This window comes from Lysobacter sp. A378, assembly GCF_054052125.1.
On the sequence record NZ_JBSVRK010000001.1, the window covers coordinates 470,329 to 486,223 of the forward strand.

Sequence of the window (15,895 nt, forward strand, 5' to 3'; positions counted from 1 at the left end):
GGAGTCAGCAGCATGAGTGAGCTTCCCCTGAAGGGCGTTCGCATCCTCGCCGTGGAGCAGTACGGCGCCGGACCGTATGGTTCGATGCACCTGGCCGATCTGGGCGCGGAAGTGATCAAGATCGAGTCGCCGCCGGGTGGCGACGTGTCGCGGGCGACCGGGCCTTACTTCCTCGGCGACGGTGACAGCCAGTTTTTCCAGACCTTCAACCTCAACAAGCGTTCGTTGCGGCTGGACCTGAAAAGCGCTGAAGGCCGCGAAGTGTTCGGGAAGCTGGTCGGCACCGCCGACGCCGTGCTCAACAACCTGCGTGGCGACCAGCCGGCCAAGCTGGGGCTGGACTACGCCACCCTGGGCAAGCTCAATCCAAAGATCGTCTGCGCGCACCTGTCGGCCTACGGGCGCGACAACGAGCGCGCTGCGTGGCCGGGTTACGACTACCTGATGCAGGCCGAGGCCGGCTTCATGGCGCTGACCGGCGAGCCCGGCCAGCCGCCATCGCGGTTCGGCCTGTCGATGGTCGACTTCATGACCGGCACCACGATGGCGATGGGTCTGCTGGCCGCGCTGGTCGGCGCGATGCGCACCGGTGAAGGTCGCGATGTCGATGTCAGTCTGTTCGATGTCGCCCTGCACCAGCTCAGCTACCCGGCCACCTGGTACCTCAACGAAGGACACGAGACGACCCGATTGGAACGCTCCGCCCACCCCAGCACGGTGCCGTGCCAGGTGTACCGGACCGCCGACGGCTGGGTGATGGTGATGTGCATGCTGGAGAAGTTCTGGCAGACCTTCATCGCCGGCATCGAGCGTCCGCAACTGGGCACCGATCCGCGTTTTGCCGATTTCCCGGCGCGGCGCGAGCACCGCGAGGCACTGACCCCGCTGGTTGACGAGGCGCTGATGCAGCACGACACCGCGTACTGGACCGGGCGTTTTTCCGGCCAGATTCCGATCGCGCCGGTGCTCGACATCGCCCAGGCGTTGGACAATCCCTACGTCGAACGCATCGGCATGCTGCAGTCCGTCGATCACCCGCAGGGCGCGCAACGCATGCTCCGCAGTCCGATCAAGTTGAACGGCCAGAGGCTGGAAGGCGCCGCCTGCCCGCCGCTGGGCGCCGACGCGTCCGAGCTGCTGACCGAGTTGGGCTACAGCGCCGACCAGCGTGCGCGGCTGGCAGCGCAAGGCGTGGTTTGACGGGCCCGCAAGGGAAGGTCTGAATAATTGCCGTCGTCCCCGCGAAAGCGGGGGTGAGGTCGGACGTTTGCGAGCCACTGGCTCGCGTCCGATCGAACGCCCAAGCGCTATGCGCGCGGGCCGGGGATCGTAAGATCCAGCGACTTCAAGTAATTGAAAAGCAACCACGCTGGGTTCCCGCTTTCGCGGGAATGACGGGGAAAATCCAAGTTTCCCGGAGCCCCCCGAGCCGCGTGATCTACCGTTTCCACCGGAGTCGAAAGATGAAACTCGAAGGCGTGCGCGTGCTCGACCTGTCGCTGTTCCTGCCCGGCCCGCATCTGACCATGATGATGGCCGACCACGGCGCGGACGTGATCAAGGTCGAGCCACCCAGTGGCGAACCGGTGCGCGAAGTGGGGCTGAAACAGGCTGGCGCATCGACCTGGTTCCGAAACACCCATCGCGGCAAGCGCTGCATCGTGCTCGACCTCAAAAGCGAGGCCGGCCAACAGGCATTCGCGAAGCTGGTCGAACGCGCCGACGTCGTGGTCGAGGCGTTCCGTCCCGGCGTCGCCATGCGGCTGGGCATCGACTACGAGCGCTGCCGTGCCCTCAATCCGCGCATCGTCTATTGCTCGATCAGCGCCTACGGCCAGACCGGCCCGAAGGTCGCCCGCCCGGCGCATGACCTGGCGATGCAGGCCGACAGCGGCGTGGTCAGCCTCAACCTCGGCCCGGATGGCCAGCCCGCCTCGCCGCACATGCCGGTGGCCGACATGGCCGGCTCGTTGATGGCACTGAGCGGCATCCTGATGGCGTTGTACCGGCGCGAGAAGACCGACGAAGGCGACTGCATCGACCTGTCGATGCAGGACGCGCTGATGGCCTGGCTGCCGAACGTGCTCGGTCCGCCGTTTGCCGAGGATCGCGACCCGGTGGTCAAGGACGAACGCAGCTGGGGCGGCAACGCGATGTACCGGCTGTACCGCTGCAGCGACGACCGCTGGCTGGCGCTGGGCGGCGCGGAGCACAAGTTTGCCGACAACCTGCTGGGTGCGCTCGGTCGGCCCGATCTCGCCCCGCTGTGCCGCCTGCCACCCGGACCGGGCCAGGACCCGGTCAAGGCGTTCCTCGTCGACACTTTCGCCACCCGCACGCTGGCGCAGTGGAGCGAATTCCTGGAGCCGCTGGACGTCTGCTGGGCCCCGGTAAAAACCCTCACCGAAGCCTTCAACGACCCGCACACCCAGGCGCGCGAAATGATCTGGACCGCACCCGACGGCGGCAAGCACCTGGGCATCCCGATCCGCTTTGCCAACGAGCCGGGCCGGATCGATCCGCGTCTGGACGAGCTGGGCGGATCGACTGCCGAGGTGTTGGCCGAGCTGCGGTTCCACGCTCGCTGGAGCAGCCGATGAAGTCGTCGCGGCGTTGAACGCCTTGCGGTCTTCCGGCGGTGCGAAACCGTGGCCTACGTCGGGGAACCCCACGTAGGCCACCGGGATCCCGTTATTCCGCCTTCCAGCGACTTACCTTGTCCAGGAGGACTTTCATTGCCGGGCCGTCGTCAGGCAGTTGATCAACCGGCACGTCCAGATGGTTCAGCGGGTATGCCTGCTGGTACTGCTCGAGTACCGGCCGCGTCACATCCATCGGATAGTGAGGAATTCTGCGGCCTTTGCGCAGCGCGGCGATATCAATCTCAGCTTCAATGATTGCTTCATCATTGCTCGGATCTTCAGCCAGTACCTCGCCACCCGGGCTCACGATGACAGAGCCACCACCGTGTTTTGCCCATTCGCTGTCTGCCGGGAAAGTGATGTTCGACATGGCGGAATAGAAGTTGTTGAAATCCGCGGTGGCCATGACATCCAGCTTGGAGAACAGAGTGGATGTCCGAAACATGATCTCGACCCCACGCATGGCAAAAGCCGAGTACACCATCGTGTCCCGCTGTACCGTGCTCACGGCAATGTTGCCGTATTCCGTCCGCAGCACCGGAAACAGTGCTTCTTCACCGTACATCGCGACATACCTGTCGTAGACGTTCTCAATGGTGGTGGTGGGGATCTCTATGTCCGGCATGAAGTTCTTGACGTTGCGTGTTTTCCAGAACTTTTCCGCCACCTCGCCGTCGCGGCCAATCACCGTATTCAAGCTCAGGACATGACCCGGCCACGCATCGTCCCGGGCGTAACTGCCGAAGATGATGTAGGTGTCGCATTCCTTGGCGAGCTTGCCCAATGCGGCGGTTTCCGGGCCCGGGATCTTGATGGTGAATTTGAGTTTCTCTTCCCGTATCCCATCTGAATAACCGGTCAACGGAAATTCATTGAACAGGATGAAATCCGGTTTCTTGCCCACGGTACAAGCCCGCTGCGTCAGAGCCGTCATCTGCTCCAGGTTGTTTGCAAGGCCTTCACTTACAGTGGGGAAGTCCTGCAGGTTGCGCGTCAGGTTCTGCACAACCTTGATCACAACCTTGTCTTTTTCCAATGGCACTTGAGCGTAGCTGCCATCTTTTTCGACCAGCGTTGCGGCATGCGTACCCGCGGTGGAAAAGAGAAGGGCCAGCGCCAGCAGTTTCAAAGGCGCAGGGGCCAGGGATTTCAACTTGATCATTCCAGGTGTCATGTTTGATCTCTACTCAGGGGCACCACGCCATCGTCGTGGTGCCAAGGACAGGGTGGTGCCGCTACGTATCGGTCAGGCGTCCACGGCCTCGCCGGCGAAAGAGTGGCCGGTAATCTTGCGCCAGTCCCGGGTGACGAATTCCTCGTCGATCAGGGTGCGCTGGAACAGCTTTCCATCGCGGAACCAGTGCCAAACGCGGTTGCGGTAGCGGCCGCAGTCGGAGAGCTGGATCATCTCGTACAGCCACACGCCCGGATCGCTCACGCGCTCCCAATACAGCATCAGGCTGCGGTGGTGGTCGTCCTCGGGCAGTTCCGCGCACCAGCCGTAGATCAGCTCGTTGTCAAAGATGATGCGGCCGAACTGGTAGCGGGTCGGGAAATCGCGGACCTCGGTCTTGCCGTCGGCCCAGCTGTACTGGTTGGTCTGGTGGTAGGGGATCTTTTCATCGCCGGTGAAACGGCAGATCAGGCGCGAGCGGTGCTCGTCGTACTTGTTGCCTTCGGCGTCGTAGTAGCGGTAAACACCGTCCCAGACGCCTTCGTGGCGTGCGAGGGAGGGCATGTGACGTTGCATGTCGGGCATGGGGTGCTTTCCTTTGAGCGTGGTGTATTGAAGGCGCCAGTCGGTGCCGCCTCTAGCGGAGCTCGTCCATTACTTCTTCCATCGGCACGTCCATAGCACCGCTTTCCAGCGCCTCGGTCTCCTGCTGCACGATCCGCAGTACCCGGGCGATATATTCCTGCATCCATGTGCCGCGCTCATCCTCGGCCTTCGCGTCGGGGACGAAGGCGTCGATCTCCGCGCGGGTCAGCAGGCCCTTGGCTTCTATCAGCCGCTCCAGCGCGTCCAGCCGCTGATGGGTCACCGCGTGCTCCATCGCGATCACCATCGCGATCGACAGCACACGCTCCACGTCGGGATCCTTGAAGAAGTACGGCCGTTTGCCCCTGGCGCGGGAGCCGGCCAGGGCGATCGGGTCGATGGCGTCGATGTCGCTCATTTCCACGCTCCGAACATCGTCCACAACGCGGCGCGCCCGTAGTCCTCGCCGTCGCTGGCGGCTTCCGGAAAGATGCTGTGGTCGACCACGCCGCGCACGCTGGTCTCGAGATAACGGCTGTCATCGAAGCCGGCGGCAGCCATCATCGCGCGCAGGTCGTATTCGTGCATGACGCCCCAGAACGGCTCGTTGTTGTTGTAGGTGTCCCAGTCGCGGACGAACTGCTCGTAGGGATCCATGCCGTGGTACTGCGGCTGCTCGAGGTTGGCGGTGAGGCCGCCGTCGGCAAGCAGGCGGTGGATCTCGCGCAGCTTGCGCGGCATCGCCTTGGCCGAGCTCTCGTGGAAGAACATGGCGGTGCTGATCAGGTCGAAGTGGCCGTCCGGGTAGTCCAGCGATTCGGCGTCGGCCTGGCGGAATACGAGGTTGTCCACGCCCATCGAGCGTGCGCGGGCGTGGGCGTAACGCAGCATCGGCGCGGCCACGTCGACGGCGATCACCTCGGCCTCGGGAAACGCCTGCGCCAACGGCACGACGTTGTGGCCGACGGTGCATCCCAGGTCGAGGATCCGACGCGGCTTGAAGTCCGGGTGTTCTTCCTTCAGCCATTGCGCCAATGCCTGGCCGCCGCCGTCGTTGTATCGCCCGAGCATGCCGCCGGTGGTGGCGAAGATGCCGGCGTCGTAGTTCGCGCCGGCCGAGATGTCGTCGGCGACCACCTCGGTGTGATAACCGCCGGGCATGCAGTGGATGTCCACCGCGCTGGCGTAGCGGGGCACTTTGACGGTCGGGTCCAGTTGCAGGTTGACCGAGCCCTGGTTGAGTTCGCGTGCCTTCTCGACCAGCGGGCGGAGTTGGCGCAACACCAGGCCACGGCCGGCCTGCTGACGCATCTCCATGGTGTTGCGGCGCAGCGCGCTCCAGGTCTGGTAGGTGCTGTCGCTCGACATCGCCTTGCGCACTTCATGCCGGGTGGCGGGTGGGCGGTCGTGGCTTTTCTCGAAAGCTGGCTTGACCCGTTTGTCGTAGGCGACCCGCACTTTCGGGCTCAGCCGGGTGGCGAGATAGCCGTTCATGTTGGCCAGGAAGTCAAAGCGGGCGGTGTCGTCGTGGCCGGCCTGCGGGAATACCGCGTGGCGGCCGACGTGGTGCCAGCTCGGGGGCGGTTGTTGGCTCATCTGTGCTGCTCTCCACGATCACGTGAGGGTTCAACGGTAGCCGATCAATCGGCATCAGAACCGCCGGAAAACTCCGGGGCCAGGACGACTATTCCGATTCGCAAAGCTCCGCCGGATATGGGATACGATGCAAATGACTGGACAATCATGAACTAATGATATAGCTATATGTCATCCAGCTGTGAGGGTCAAGCAATGCATGGCGGGAACGAGATGTTCGACACCCCGGGAAACAATCAGCAGGTGATCCGATGCTTCGAAAATGTGTTCGCTGCTGGCCAGCCCAGATTGGGGTGCGCGGGCTTGACCTGGGAAGTGCCGAAGGTGGCGCCCGGCAACTGCACCAAACGAAGGACGGCGGCCCGGATTCCCGGGTCGGCGAGTAAAGCAAGCCTCCCCCAACGCAGGCACGCCACTACTTTCGCCGTATGACACGGCCCCGACACCACAAGGTATTCCGATGATTAGACCCACCACGCATCTGCTCAGCTCCTGCATCGCCTCGGTGTTGCTGATGATGGCCACTTCCTACGCGTCGGCGCAGGATGTCGCCGTCCCCGCGGCAGAGGAGCAGGATGCTCCGATGACCCTGGAGTCGGTGACCGTCACCGCCCGGGGAATCGCCGAGCCGTTGCAGAAAATGCCGCTGCCAATCACCGCGATCTCCAGCGACACCATCGAGAAGAAAGGCCTGGACGACGTCACCGACATCGCCGCACTGACCCCCAGTTTTTCCTTCCGCTCCGGCTACGGGCGCGGGTTCGACCGCCCGGTGATCCGTGGCATGTCGAACATCCAGGGTGAGCCCAACGCGTCGTTCTTCATCGACGGCGTCTACGTCGAGGGCGATATCTCCAGCTACGGGCTGGAGAACATCCAGCGCGTGGAGGTGATCCGCGGGCCGCAGTCCGCCGCCTTCGGCCGCCGGACCTTCTCCGGTGCGGTCAACTTCATCACCGCCCGGCCCGGCACCGTGCGCGGCGGCAAGGTCACCCTGGGCGCCGGAAACCACGGCCAGGAGAAGATGGGCCTGTTCTATTCGGGCGGCAACGACGACGGCACTTTCGGCTATGATATCAGCGTCAACAAGCGCGGCAACGACGGTATCTATTTCAACGAGGTGTCCGGCGACAAGGACCTGGGCGGCACCGAATCGCTAAGCGTGATGGGTGCCATCGCCTGGTCGCCAACCGACAAGCTGGACATCACCGCGCGCGTCAGCAAGCAGGAGACGCGTGACCAGCATTTCGCGATCGCCCGCATCGGCAGCGAGAACCTCAACTGCTTCCTTCCCGAGTTCAGCGGCGACCTGATGTTCGGGGTCTACCCGGTCCTGGAAAGCCGCCGCCGCGGCTACTACTGCGGCGACATGCCGGCGCCGGACAGCTACGGGATCAACACGCCGGAGCTGCAGGCCGCCGGGTACTTCGCCGGCCGCAAGGGCGACCTGCTGCGCACCGGCCTGGTCGCCGATTACCACTTCGACAACGGGTGGAAATTCACCTCCACCAGCGCCTACAACGAGTCCGATATCTACGAAGGCTTCGACCAGGACTACAGCGCGGACCGTGGCTACGGCGGTGCATTCGAGAGCTTCACCAACACCCGCAACTCCGACTGGTCCCAGGACTTCCGCCTCAGCAGCGACGAGAGCCTGCCGGTGTCGGGCCTGTTCGGCGTGTACTACTACGCCCAGCAGGGCCGGCCGGGCTGGTTGGGCGACCTGACCGGATTCACCATCGGAGGCCCGGTGTCGGTATCCCCGGTCTCTACCAACCCCAGCGACGAGACGATCAACAAGGCCGTCTACGGCATGCTCAACTGGCGCATCGACGAGCGCTGGACCGCGTCGCTGGAAGGCCGGTATGCGTCGGACGAGATCAGCCAGGGCGGCGTGGACACCCGCGTGCTCACCGGCTATCCGCCGCCGAGCTACACCCCGGTCGACATCGTGTACTCCCGGCCCTATGCATTGAGCGAGACCTTCGAGAGCTTCACCCCACGCGCCACGCTGGGCTACCAGGCAGCAGACAACGTCAACGTCTACGGTCTGGTGTCCAAGGGCACCAAACCAGGCGGGTTCAACGTCGACGTGCAGCGCGCCGACCTGGCCGAAGCGGGTCGCGACACCCTGATCGCCCGCGGGCTGGAAACCTTCGACGAGGAAGAGGCCTGGAACTACGAGCTGGGTCTGAAAAGCGACTGGCTCGACAATACCCTGCGCCTGAACGCGAACGTCTACTGGATTGAGTGGACCAACCAGCAGTTGACCGAAACCCAGGTGGTGCCGCGCCTCAATGACAGCATGCTCGCCACCAGCTTCACCACCAACATCGGGGAATCCCGCATCCGCGGGCTGGAGCTGGAAGGCCAGTGGGCGTTCGCCCCCGGTTGGCTGGCCTCGTTCAACTACTCCTATACCGACGCCGAGATCATCAACTTCATCAGCCAGAACCAGGCCGACCTGTTCAGTGACAGCCCGGCGCCGACGCTGGACGATCCTGCCGCCAACGCCGCCGGCAACCAGTTGCCGCGCGTGCCCAAGCACAAGGCAACGCTCGGCTTCCTGTACGAAGGTGCGCTGGCCAATGGCTGGGGCTGGACCGCCAACATCGACAGTACCTACGAGGGCCGCCGCTACGTGCAGGTGGACAACCTGGCCAGCATCGCGCCGTCGGTGCGCACCAACATGCGCTTTGCCCTGGACCTGAGCGAGAAGCTGCAGGTCGCCGCCTACGTGACCAATGCCTTCAACGACCGCGCGCCGGAAGACGTCCAGCGGACTATCGACCAGGAGGTGATCTGGTACACACCGAACGTGGCGCCATTGACGGGAACCGGTTTCAACCACGCGGTCGACTTCGGTATCACCCCGTCGCTGCCACGCATGTATGGCGTGGAAGTGAGCTATCGGTTCTGACCGGATGATCAGGCGGGACTTCATAAAGGGCCTGGCCGGGGCCGCCGCGCTCGGCCTGTCCGGGTGCGGTGGCGCTGGAGTGAGATTGGCGCGCCGCACCGACGTGATCGTGGTCGGCGCCGGCCTTGCCGGGCTGGCGGCCGCGCACGCGCTGGAACGCGGCGGTGCCACCGTCACCGTGCTGGAGGCCGGCGACCGCATCGGTGGCCGGCTGCACACGGTGACGCGCAATGGACTGAGGTTTGAAGTCGGTGGCGTCGAGGTCGGGACCGGTTATGGGCGCGTGCGTGCACATGCGCGGCGGGTCGGGGTCGAAATCGTGCCGCCGTCGATGGGTCCGCCCGCTGCGGGCGGGGTCGCGCTGGCGTTCGGTGATGAGGTGCTGGACGTGTCCGGGTGGGCCGACAGCCGCTTCAATACGCTTCGGGGGCGTGAGCGGGAGCTTGCGCCGCCGGCATTGCTGGGCGCGGCGATGGGCGGCGCGGCATTGCCCGCTGTCGACGCATGGCGTGACCCGGCCCGGCTGTCCCTGGACGTGCCCTTGTCGGTGTATCTCGCCGCCCAGGGCTGGTCCGCCCGGGCGATTGAATGGATGGAAGTGGGCGACAGCTACAGCTCGCTGGCCACCATCAGCGCGCTGGATGCGTTGCGTCGCGACGCGTTGCGCCGGCATGGCCAGCGCGGCACCGGTTGGATCGCGGGCGGCAGCCAGGCGTTGCCCGAAGCGATGGCGGCGGCGCTGGGCAGGGAGGTGAGGCTCCGCACCCGGGTGGTGGCAATCGATTCCGCGCGTGGCGCAGTGGAGGTGACCGCGTCCGATGGGCGACGCTTCCAGGCCGGAGGGGTCGTGCTGGCACTGCCCAGCGGGCCGCTCGGCGGGATCCGTATCAACCCCGCGCCGCCCGAAGCGCAATCGGCAGTCTGGGCCGCGCGCCGCAGCAACGCGGTCACCACCATCCATTTGCAACCTACGCGCGCGTTCTGGGACGACGACGGATTTCCGCTGACGATGTGGGGCGACGGCCCGTTGCAGCGGATGTTCGCGGTTCCTGGTCCCGGCGGTGCCGGCGCGGGCGGCATCGAACGCCTGATCGTCTGGCTCAACGGCGGCGCCGCCGAACAGGCCGACCTGCTCGACCCGCAGGCGCGGATGGCTTGGGCCATTGCCGGCATAGAGCGGTTGCGACCGGCCAGTGCCGGTGCGCTCGAACCGCTGGCGAGCCGCAGCTGGGGTAATGATCCGCTGGCGATGGGCGCGTTTGCCGAGATCGCGCCGGGGCGGTTTGCCGACACGATGCGCTGGCATGCACAGCCGATTGGCCGCATCCATTTCGCCGGCGAGCAGACCGTGCTCGACCAGCCCGGCATGGAAGCTGCAATCACCTCGGGCGAGCGTGCCGCAGCGGCCCTGCTTGCCTGAAATTCCTTCCGATCTTCCAAGAGACCAGACCAACCATGGCATTGCATCCCTACGACCTGTACGACGTCCGCTCGCTGTTGACCGATGAGGAGCGTGCCGTGCAGGACACGGTGGCGCGGTTCACCGATGAGCGGGTGCTGCCGATCATCGGCGATGCGTTCGATGAAGGCCGTTTCCCGAAAGAGCTGCTGCCGGAGATCGCCGAACTCGGCCTGCTGGGCGCGACGTTGCCGGAACAATACGGCGGCGGTGGCCTGAACGCGGTCAGTTACGGCCTGATCTGCCAGGAGCTGGAGCGCGGCGACAGCGGCATCCGCAGTTTCGTGTCGGTGCAGAGCTCGCTGTGCATGTACCCGATCTACGCTTACGGCAGCGAGGAGCAGCGCCTGCGCTGGCTGCCGGACATGGCCGCCGGCAAGGTGATCGGCTGCTTCGGCCTGACCGAGCCGCACGGCGGCTCCGACCCGGCGAGCATGAAGACCCACGCCAGAAAAGACGGCGGCGACTGGGTGCTCAACGGCTCCAAGATGTGGATCACCAACGGCAACCTGGCGGATATCGCGATCGTCTGGGCGCAGACCGACGACGGCATCCAGGGCTTCGTGGTCGTGAAGGGCATGGCCGGTTTTGCCGCCCAGGAGATCAAGCACAAGATGAGCCTGCGCGCGTCGGTGACGTCGTCGCTGTTCTTCGACAACGTGCGCGTGCCCGAAGCCAACCGCTTGCCCAATGTGAAAGGCCTGCGCGGTCCGCTGGGCTGCCTGACCCAGGCCCGTTACGGGATCACCTGGGGTCCGATCGGCGCGGCGATCGCGTGCCTGGACGAGGCGCTGAACTACTCCAGGGAACGCATCCTGTTCGACCGCCCGGTGGCGGCGACGCAATCGGCCCAGCTGAAGCTGGCTGACATGGCGCGCCGGATCACCATGGCGCAATTGATGGTGGTGCAGCTGGGTCGGTTGAAGGATGCCGGCAGCATGGCGCCGGCGCAGGTGAGCCTGGCCAAATGGAACAACTGCCGGATGGCGATCGACATCGCCCGCGAGTGCCGTGACCTGCTGGGTGCGGCGGGGATCACCACCGAGCATTGCGCGATCCGCCACGCACTGAACCTGGAGTCGGTGATCACCTACGAGGGCACCGAGACCATCCACCAGCTGGTGATCGGCCGCGAGCTGACCGGTATCAACGCGTTCTGATTCTTCGCGCCCGCCGCGCGACCTTGCAGGCCGCGGCGATGGCCAGCGTCAGCACGATCGTGGACAGCAGTTGCAGCCGCGAGTCGGGCGACAGCAGCGTCAGCGCGAAGATCAATGCAAGGATCGCCAGACCCAGCCAGGTCACGTACGGGAAGCCGCGCATGCGGAACGGCAACGGTGCGCCGGCCCGGTCCGCGCGACGGCGCAGGATCAGCTGCGAGACCAGGGTGATCGTCCACACCATCAGGCAGGTCGAACCGACCAGGTTGAGCAGCGCAGGCAGCACCCGCTCGGGAAACCACAGCTCCAGCAGGGTGGCGAAGAACCCGAATGTGACGCTCGCCAGCACCGCGATCAGCGGCACCATGCGCCGGTTCACCCGGGCCAGGCCGCGAGGCGCCTCGCCGCGCTCGGCCAGCGAGAAGATCATCCGCGAGGCGCCATAGAGGTTGGCGTTGAGCGCCGACAGCAGCGCGATCACCGCGACCAGGGTGATCGCGGTGGCGGCGCCCGGGATCGCGGCGAACTGCAGCACTGCCGCGAACGGCGACTTCAATGCGTCGCTGGTCCACGGCACCACCGCGATGATCACCGCGATCGAACCGATGTAGAACACCAGGATGCGCCAGGCGACGGTACGGATCGCGCGGGCGAGACTGCGCCCTGGCTGCTCGGATTCCGCGGCGGCGATGGCGACGATCTCGGTGCCGCCGAACGCGAACACCACCACCAGCAAGGCCGCTCCGATCCCGGCCAGACCCTTGGGCGCGAAGCCGCCGTGAGCGGTGAAGTTGGATAGCCCCGGCGAGGGTGCCGCTGGCAGGAGTCCGAGCAGCAGTGCCGCGCCGATGGCGATGAAGGCGAGGATCGCGATCACCTTGATGATCGCGAACCAGAACTCGAACTCGCCGAAGTTGCGCACGCCCAGCAGGTTGATCGCGGTGAATATCGCCATGAACAACAGCGACAGCCACGGCACCGGCAACGACGGCCAGACCGTGGCCAGCAGTCCGGCGGCGCCGACCGATTCGGCCGCGACCACGACCACGATCTGCAGCCACCACAACCAGCCGACGGTGGCTCCCGCGGTCGGCCCCATCGCGTCGGCGGCATAGACCGAGAACGCGCCGCTGGACGGACGCGCGGCGGCCATCTCGCCCAGCGCGTGCATCACGATGATCACCAGCGCGCCGGCGATCAGATAGGAGACCAGCACCGCCGGCCCTGCTGCCTGCACACCCACGCCCGAGCCGAGGAACAGGCCCGCGCCGATCGCGGTGCCCAGGCCCATCATGATCAGCTGGCGGGGCTTCAAGGCATGTTGAAGCCGCGGCTCGCCGGCGGTGGGAGCGTCGGCGGAGGTGTTGGCGGATAGCTGCGGAGGAAGAGACATTCGGTGGGCGGGCTGCGATTGGCGAGCCCGCAACGATACCCGTCAGTGCGATTCGCGGGGCGGCGGTCGTCCTGGGGTAGTGGCCGGTGCGCCGGGGCTGGCCGACGACGCAGGTATCGTCGCCATGAGGTGCCGCTGGTGGTCGCACAAAGGCATTGTGCCAAATATAGAACGTATAGATATAAAGCTGGCTGTTTATCCTGATTGCGATATCAATCAAGCTGTTTGCATCAGGCGACGCACCGTCGCCCTTGAACACGGAGACCGCCGACATGATCACCTTGCGCCCCGCTTCGGAACGCGGCCACGCCAACCACGGCTGGCTTGACTCCCACCACAGCTTCTCGTTCGCCGGTTACCACGACCCGAACCACATGCACTGGGGCCCGCTGCGGGTCATCAACGAAGACCGGGTGCAGGGTGGCAAGGGCTTCGGCACCCATCCGCACCAGGACATGGAGATCATCAGTTACGTCCTTGATGGCACGCTGGCCCACCGTGACTCCATGGGCACCGGCGCCACCATCGTGCCGGGCGAGGTGCAGCGGATGAGCGCCGGCACCGGCGTCACCCACTCCGAGTACAACCACGAGCAGGGCAAGACCACGCACTTCCTGCAGATCTGGATCATCCCCTCCGTGCGCGGCATTCAGCCCGGCTATGAGCAGAAGACGTTCCCGGAGGCCGAGAAGCGCGGCCGCCTGCGGCTGTTGGCCAGCCCGGACAGCGCCGACGGTTCGGTGCTGATCCACCAGGACGCGCGGATGTATTCGGGTCTGTTCGATGCCGGCGAAGCGGCCGTACTGGAGCTGGCACCGGGCCGCCTGGGCTACGTGCACATGGCCCGCGGCAGTGCGGTGGTGAATGGCCACGACGTCTCCGCCGGTGATGCGTTGCTGTACGCCGACGAGTCGCAGGTGCTGATCGAGCGCGGCGAGGGTGCCGAGATCCTCGTCTTCGACCTGCCGCCGTTGCAATGAGGCCGGCCGGGATGAGCCTCAAGGACAGTACCGGCAAGCGCCGTCCCCACCGCTGGTCGCCGGTGAGCCAACTGCTGCACTGGACCACGCTGGTGCTGATCGTCTGGCTGGCGTGGCGGGGGCTGTCGATGGTCGACATGCCCAACACGCCGGCGAAGATCAACGCCTATGCGCTGCACAAATCGCTGGGACTCACCCTGCTGGCGCTGATGGTAGTGCGACTGGCATGGCGCCTGTTGGCCCGTGCGCCCAGGCCGGTGACTGGCACGCCGGCCTGGCAGGAGCGGATCGCATCGCTGACCCATGTCGGGCTCTACGTGCTGCTGTTCGCGATGCCGCTGAGCGGATGGCTGTTCAACTCCGCCTCCGGTTACCCGTTGCAGTGGTTCAAGCAATTCAATCTGCCCCCGATCGCCGGACGCGATACCGGGTTGGCCGAGTTGGCCGGCAACGTGCACCAGTGGGGATTCTGGCTGCTGGCGCTGCTGGTGGCCCTGCACGCCGGCGCGGCCCTGTACCACCACTTCGTGCAACGCGATGACACGTTGTTGCGCATGTTGCCGCGCACCCCGGGCGGCAAGCAGACCCTTCCTGCTTCTACCTCTGTTTTGAACAACTGACCTGGACCACTGACATGACCTTCAAGCATTCCCTGTTGCTCCTTTCCCTCGCCACTGCCGGCCTCGCTGCCGGTTCCGCCAACGCCGCGGACTATGTCCAGTCTTCGGGTGCGCTGACCTTCGCCAGCGAGTACCAGGGCGAGATCTTCACCGGCCAGTTCCCCGGCTTCCGTACCACCCTCAGCTTCGACCCGGCCGCGCCACAGGACGCACGGCTCGACGTGCTGATTCCACTGGCCGGGGCGGACACCCAGAACCCCGAGCGCAACGACACGTTGCGGAGCACGGATTTTTTCAACGTCGCGAAGTTTGCGCAGGCGCGCTACACCGCCGAGGGTTTCCGTAGCCTGGGTGGCAACGAGTACGCCGCCGATGGCACGCTCAGCCTGCGCGGCGTGGGCAAACCGGTCACGCTCACGTTCACCTGGGCGCCGGGCGAGGCGCCGGTGCTGTCGGGCAGCGCGAAGGTCGAGCGCCTGGCGTTCGGGGTCGGCGGCGGTGACTGGGCTGACACCGGCATCATCCCGGACGAGGTCGCCATTTCCACCCGCGTCCGGTTCTCCCACGCGCCCTGAGCCTCCTTCTTCACTGCCGCTGGCCCCGCCAGTACAACAACGGCGACAATGCCGGGATGAACGACACAGCGACAAACAACCCCCCGGCAAACGGCACCGCGACGCTGCTCGAGACCGTCGAGCTTGAAACCGCCCCCGACCCGAGCTGGGCCGTCATCTGGCTGCATGGCCTGGGCGCGGACGGCAACGACTTCGCGCCGATCGTTCCCGAGCTGGTCCGCAAGGACTGGCCGGGGCTGCGCTTCGTGTTTCCGCACGCGCCGGTGCGCGCGGTCACGATCAACAACGGCATGTCGATGCGGGCCTGGTACGACATCGTCAGCCTCGACGCCGACAAGATGACCGACCGCGCCGACGAGACCGGGGTCACCCAGTCGGTGGCGCAGGTCGAGGCCTTGATCGCCCGCGAGCTCGAGCGTGGCATCGCGCCCGACCGGGTCGTGCTGGCCGGGTTCTCGCAGGGCGGCGCGGTCGCGCTGGCCGCGGGGCTGCGGCGCAGCGAGCCGCTGGCCGGGCTGGTCGCGTTGTCGACCTACCTGCCGTTGTCGACTGCGGCGCTGGCCGGCCTGGAACAGTCGGTGCCCGCCGCAGCGCCCACCCAACCGCTGTTCATGGCCCACGGCCAGTTCGACCCGGTGGTGCCGTTCGCGGCAGGCCAAGCCAGTGCCGCACGGCTGCGCGCGCTGGGGTTCAAGGTCGATTGGCACGCCTACCCGATGGCCCATCAGGTTTGCGCCGAGCAGATCCGCGACCTTGGCGACTGGCTGGCGGCGCGCTTTGCCGCCAGCTAG

The 15,895-nt window shown here is 65.8% G+C and carries 14 protein-coding genes; 9 read left to right on the top strand and 5 right to left on the bottom strand.

Features of this window, described 5'->3' with window-relative positions:
- Nucleotides 1-12 precede the first annotated feature (12 nt).
- Nucleotides 13-1,200 (top strand): CaiB/BaiF CoA transferase family protein, encoded by a 1,188-nt coding sequence (locus ACW7G1_RS02030; RefSeq protein WP_456978102.1) that lies wholly within the window; start codon nt 13-15, stop codon nt 1,198-1,200.
- A gap of 263 nt (nt 1,201-1,463) precedes the next feature.
- Nucleotides 1,464-2,600: a CaiB/BaiF CoA transferase family protein gene (locus ACW7G1_RS02035; RefSeq protein WP_456978104.1), complete on the top strand. Its 1,137-nt coding sequence runs from the start codon at nt 1,464-1,466 to the stop codon at nt 2,598-2,600.
- A gap of 91 nt (nt 2,601-2,691) precedes the next feature.
- On the opposite strand, the gene ACW7G1_RS02040 is transcribed toward ACW7G1_RS02035, so the two are convergent.
- From ACW7G1_RS02040 to ACW7G1_RS02055, 4 genes are all read right to left on the bottom strand, one after another.
- Nucleotides 2,692-3,804: a nitrilase-related carbon-nitrogen hydrolase gene (locus ACW7G1_RS02040; RefSeq protein WP_456978105.1), complete on the bottom strand. Its 1,113-nt coding sequence runs from the start codon at nt 3,802-3,804 to the stop codon at nt 2,692-2,694.
- 84 nt (nt 3,805-3,888) lie between these two features.
- The gene (locus tag ACW7G1_RS02045; RefSeq protein WP_456978106.1) at nt 3,889-4,401 is read right to left on the bottom strand and encodes a hypothetical protein; all 513 of its coding nucleotides are present in this window, start codon (nt 4,399-4,401) and stop codon (nt 3,889-3,891) included.
- Nucleotides 4,402-4,453: 52 nt separating this feature from the next.
- Complete coding sequence (locus ACW7G1_RS02050) at nt 4,454-4,819, bottom strand: hypothetical protein (protein ID WP_456978107.1); 366 nt, start codon at nt 4,817-4,819, stop codon at nt 4,454-4,456.
- Nucleotides 4,816-5,997 (bottom strand): class I SAM-dependent methyltransferase, encoded by a 1,182-nt coding sequence (locus tag ACW7G1_RS02055; protein WP_456978108.1) that lies wholly within the window; start codon nt 5,995-5,997, stop codon nt 4,816-4,818. The genes ACW7G1_RS02050 and ACW7G1_RS02055 overlap by 4 nt, the downstream gene beginning before the upstream one ends.
- Nucleotides 5,998-6,457: 460 nt before the next feature.
- On the opposite strand from ACW7G1_RS02055, the gene ACW7G1_RS02060 reads away from it, so the two are divergent.
- The 3 genes from ACW7G1_RS02060 to ACW7G1_RS02070 all read left to right on the top strand — a co-directional run bounded on the left by ACW7G1_RS02060 (nt 6,458) and on the right by ACW7G1_RS02070 (nt 11,536).
- Nucleotides 6,458-8,917 (top strand): TonB-dependent receptor, encoded by a 2,460-nt coding sequence (locus tag ACW7G1_RS02060; RefSeq protein WP_456978110.1) that lies wholly within the window; start codon nt 6,458-6,460, stop codon nt 8,915-8,917.
- Nucleotides 8,918-9,002: 85 nt separating this feature from the next.
- A complete protein-coding gene (locus ACW7G1_RS02065; RefSeq protein WP_456978111.1) occupies nt 9,003-10,337 on the top strand; it encodes a flavin monoamine oxidase family protein in 1,335 nt (444 codons plus the stop codon).
- Between the two features lie 35 nt (nt 10,338-10,372).
- The gene (locus tag ACW7G1_RS02070) at nt 10,373-11,536 is read left to right on the top strand and encodes an acyl-CoA dehydrogenase family protein (RefSeq protein ID WP_456978112.1); all 1,164 of its coding nucleotides are present in this window, start codon (nt 10,373-10,375) and stop codon (nt 11,534-11,536) included.
- Here ACW7G1_RS02070 and ACW7G1_RS02075 read toward each other — a convergent pair.
- Nucleotides 11,523-12,929 (bottom strand): amino acid permease, encoded by a 1,407-nt coding sequence (locus ACW7G1_RS02075; protein ID WP_456978113.1) that lies wholly within the window; start codon nt 12,927-12,929, stop codon nt 11,523-11,525. The genes ACW7G1_RS02070 and ACW7G1_RS02075 overlap by 14 nt on opposite strands.
- Nucleotides 12,930-13,201: 272 nt before the next feature.
- On the opposite strand from ACW7G1_RS02075, the gene ACW7G1_RS02080 reads away from it, so the two are divergent.
- The 4 genes from ACW7G1_RS02080 to ACW7G1_RS02095 are packed head-to-tail and all read left to right on the top strand — an operon-like array spanning nt 13,202 to nt 15,895.
- Nucleotides 13,202-13,909 carry a pirin family protein gene (locus ACW7G1_RS02080; RefSeq protein WP_456978114.1) on the top strand — a complete coding sequence of 236 codons (708 nt, stop codon included), beginning with the start codon at nt 13,202-13,204 and terminating at the stop codon, nt 13,907-13,909.
- Between the two features lie 11 nt (nt 13,910-13,920).
- Nucleotides 13,921-14,529 carry a cytochrome b gene (locus ACW7G1_RS02085; RefSeq protein WP_456978115.1) on the top strand — a complete coding sequence of 203 codons (609 nt, stop codon included), beginning with the start codon at nt 13,921-13,923 and terminating at the stop codon, nt 14,527-14,529.
- A gap of 14 nt (nt 14,530-14,543) precedes the next feature.
- Nucleotides 14,544-15,104: a YceI family protein gene (locus tag ACW7G1_RS02090; RefSeq protein ID WP_456978116.1), complete on the top strand. Its 561-nt coding sequence runs from the start codon at nt 14,544-14,546 to the stop codon at nt 15,102-15,104.
- A gap of 56 nt (nt 15,105-15,160) precedes the next feature.
- Nucleotides 15,161-15,895, top strand: coding sequence for an alpha/beta hydrolase (locus ACW7G1_RS02095; protein WP_456978117.1), 735 nt, complete (start codon nt 15,161-15,163; stop codon nt 15,893-15,895).

Excerpts from the sequence above, each read along its gene's own strand:
- ACW7G1_RS02030 (WP_456978102.1), top strand. The coding sequence starts at position 13 with ATGAGTGAGCTTCCCCTGAAGGGCGTTCGCATCCTCGCCGTGGAGCAG.
- ACW7G1_RS02035 (WP_456978104.1), top strand. The coding sequence starts at position 1,464 with ATGAAACTCGAAGGCGTGCGCGTGCTCGACCTGTCGCTGTTCCTGCCC.
- ACW7G1_RS02040 (WP_456978105.1), bottom strand. The coding sequence starts at position 3,804 with ATGATCAAGTTGAAATCCCTGGCCCCTGCGCCTTTGAAACTGCTGGCG.
- ACW7G1_RS02045 (WP_456978106.1), bottom strand. The coding sequence starts at position 4,401 with ATGCCCGACATGCAACGTCACATGCCCTCCCTCGCACGCCACGAAGGC.
- ACW7G1_RS02050 (WP_456978107.1), bottom strand. The coding sequence starts at position 4,819 with ATGAGCGACATCGACGCCATCGACCCGATCGCCCTGGCCGGCTCCCGC.
- ACW7G1_RS02055 (WP_456978108.1), bottom strand. The coding sequence starts at position 5,997 with ATGAGCCAACAACCGCCCCCGAGCTGGCACCACGTCGGCCGCCACGCG.
- ACW7G1_RS02060 (WP_456978110.1), top strand. The coding sequence starts at position 6,458 with ATGATTAGACCCACCACGCATCTGCTCAGCTCCTGCATCGCCTCGGTG.
- ACW7G1_RS02070 (WP_456978112.1), top strand. The coding sequence starts at position 10,373 with ATGGCATTGCATCCCTACGACCTGTACGACGTCCGCTCGCTGTTGACC.
- ACW7G1_RS02075 (WP_456978113.1), bottom strand. The coding sequence starts at position 12,929 with ATGTCTCTTCCTCCGCAGCTATCCGCCAACACCTCCGCCGACGCTCCC.
- ACW7G1_RS02080 (WP_456978114.1), top strand. The coding sequence starts at position 13,202 with ATGATCACCTTGCGCCCCGCTTCGGAACGCGGCCACGCCAACCACGGC.
- ACW7G1_RS02085 (WP_456978115.1), top strand. The coding sequence starts at position 13,921 with ATGAGCCTCAAGGACAGTACCGGCAAGCGCCGTCCCCACCGCTGGTCG.
- ACW7G1_RS02090 (WP_456978116.1), top strand. The coding sequence starts at position 14,544 with ATGACCTTCAAGCATTCCCTGTTGCTCCTTTCCCTCGCCACTGCCGGC.
- ACW7G1_RS02095 (WP_456978117.1), top strand. The coding sequence starts at position 15,161 with ATGAACGACACAGCGACAAACAACCCCCCGGCAAACGGCACCGCGACG.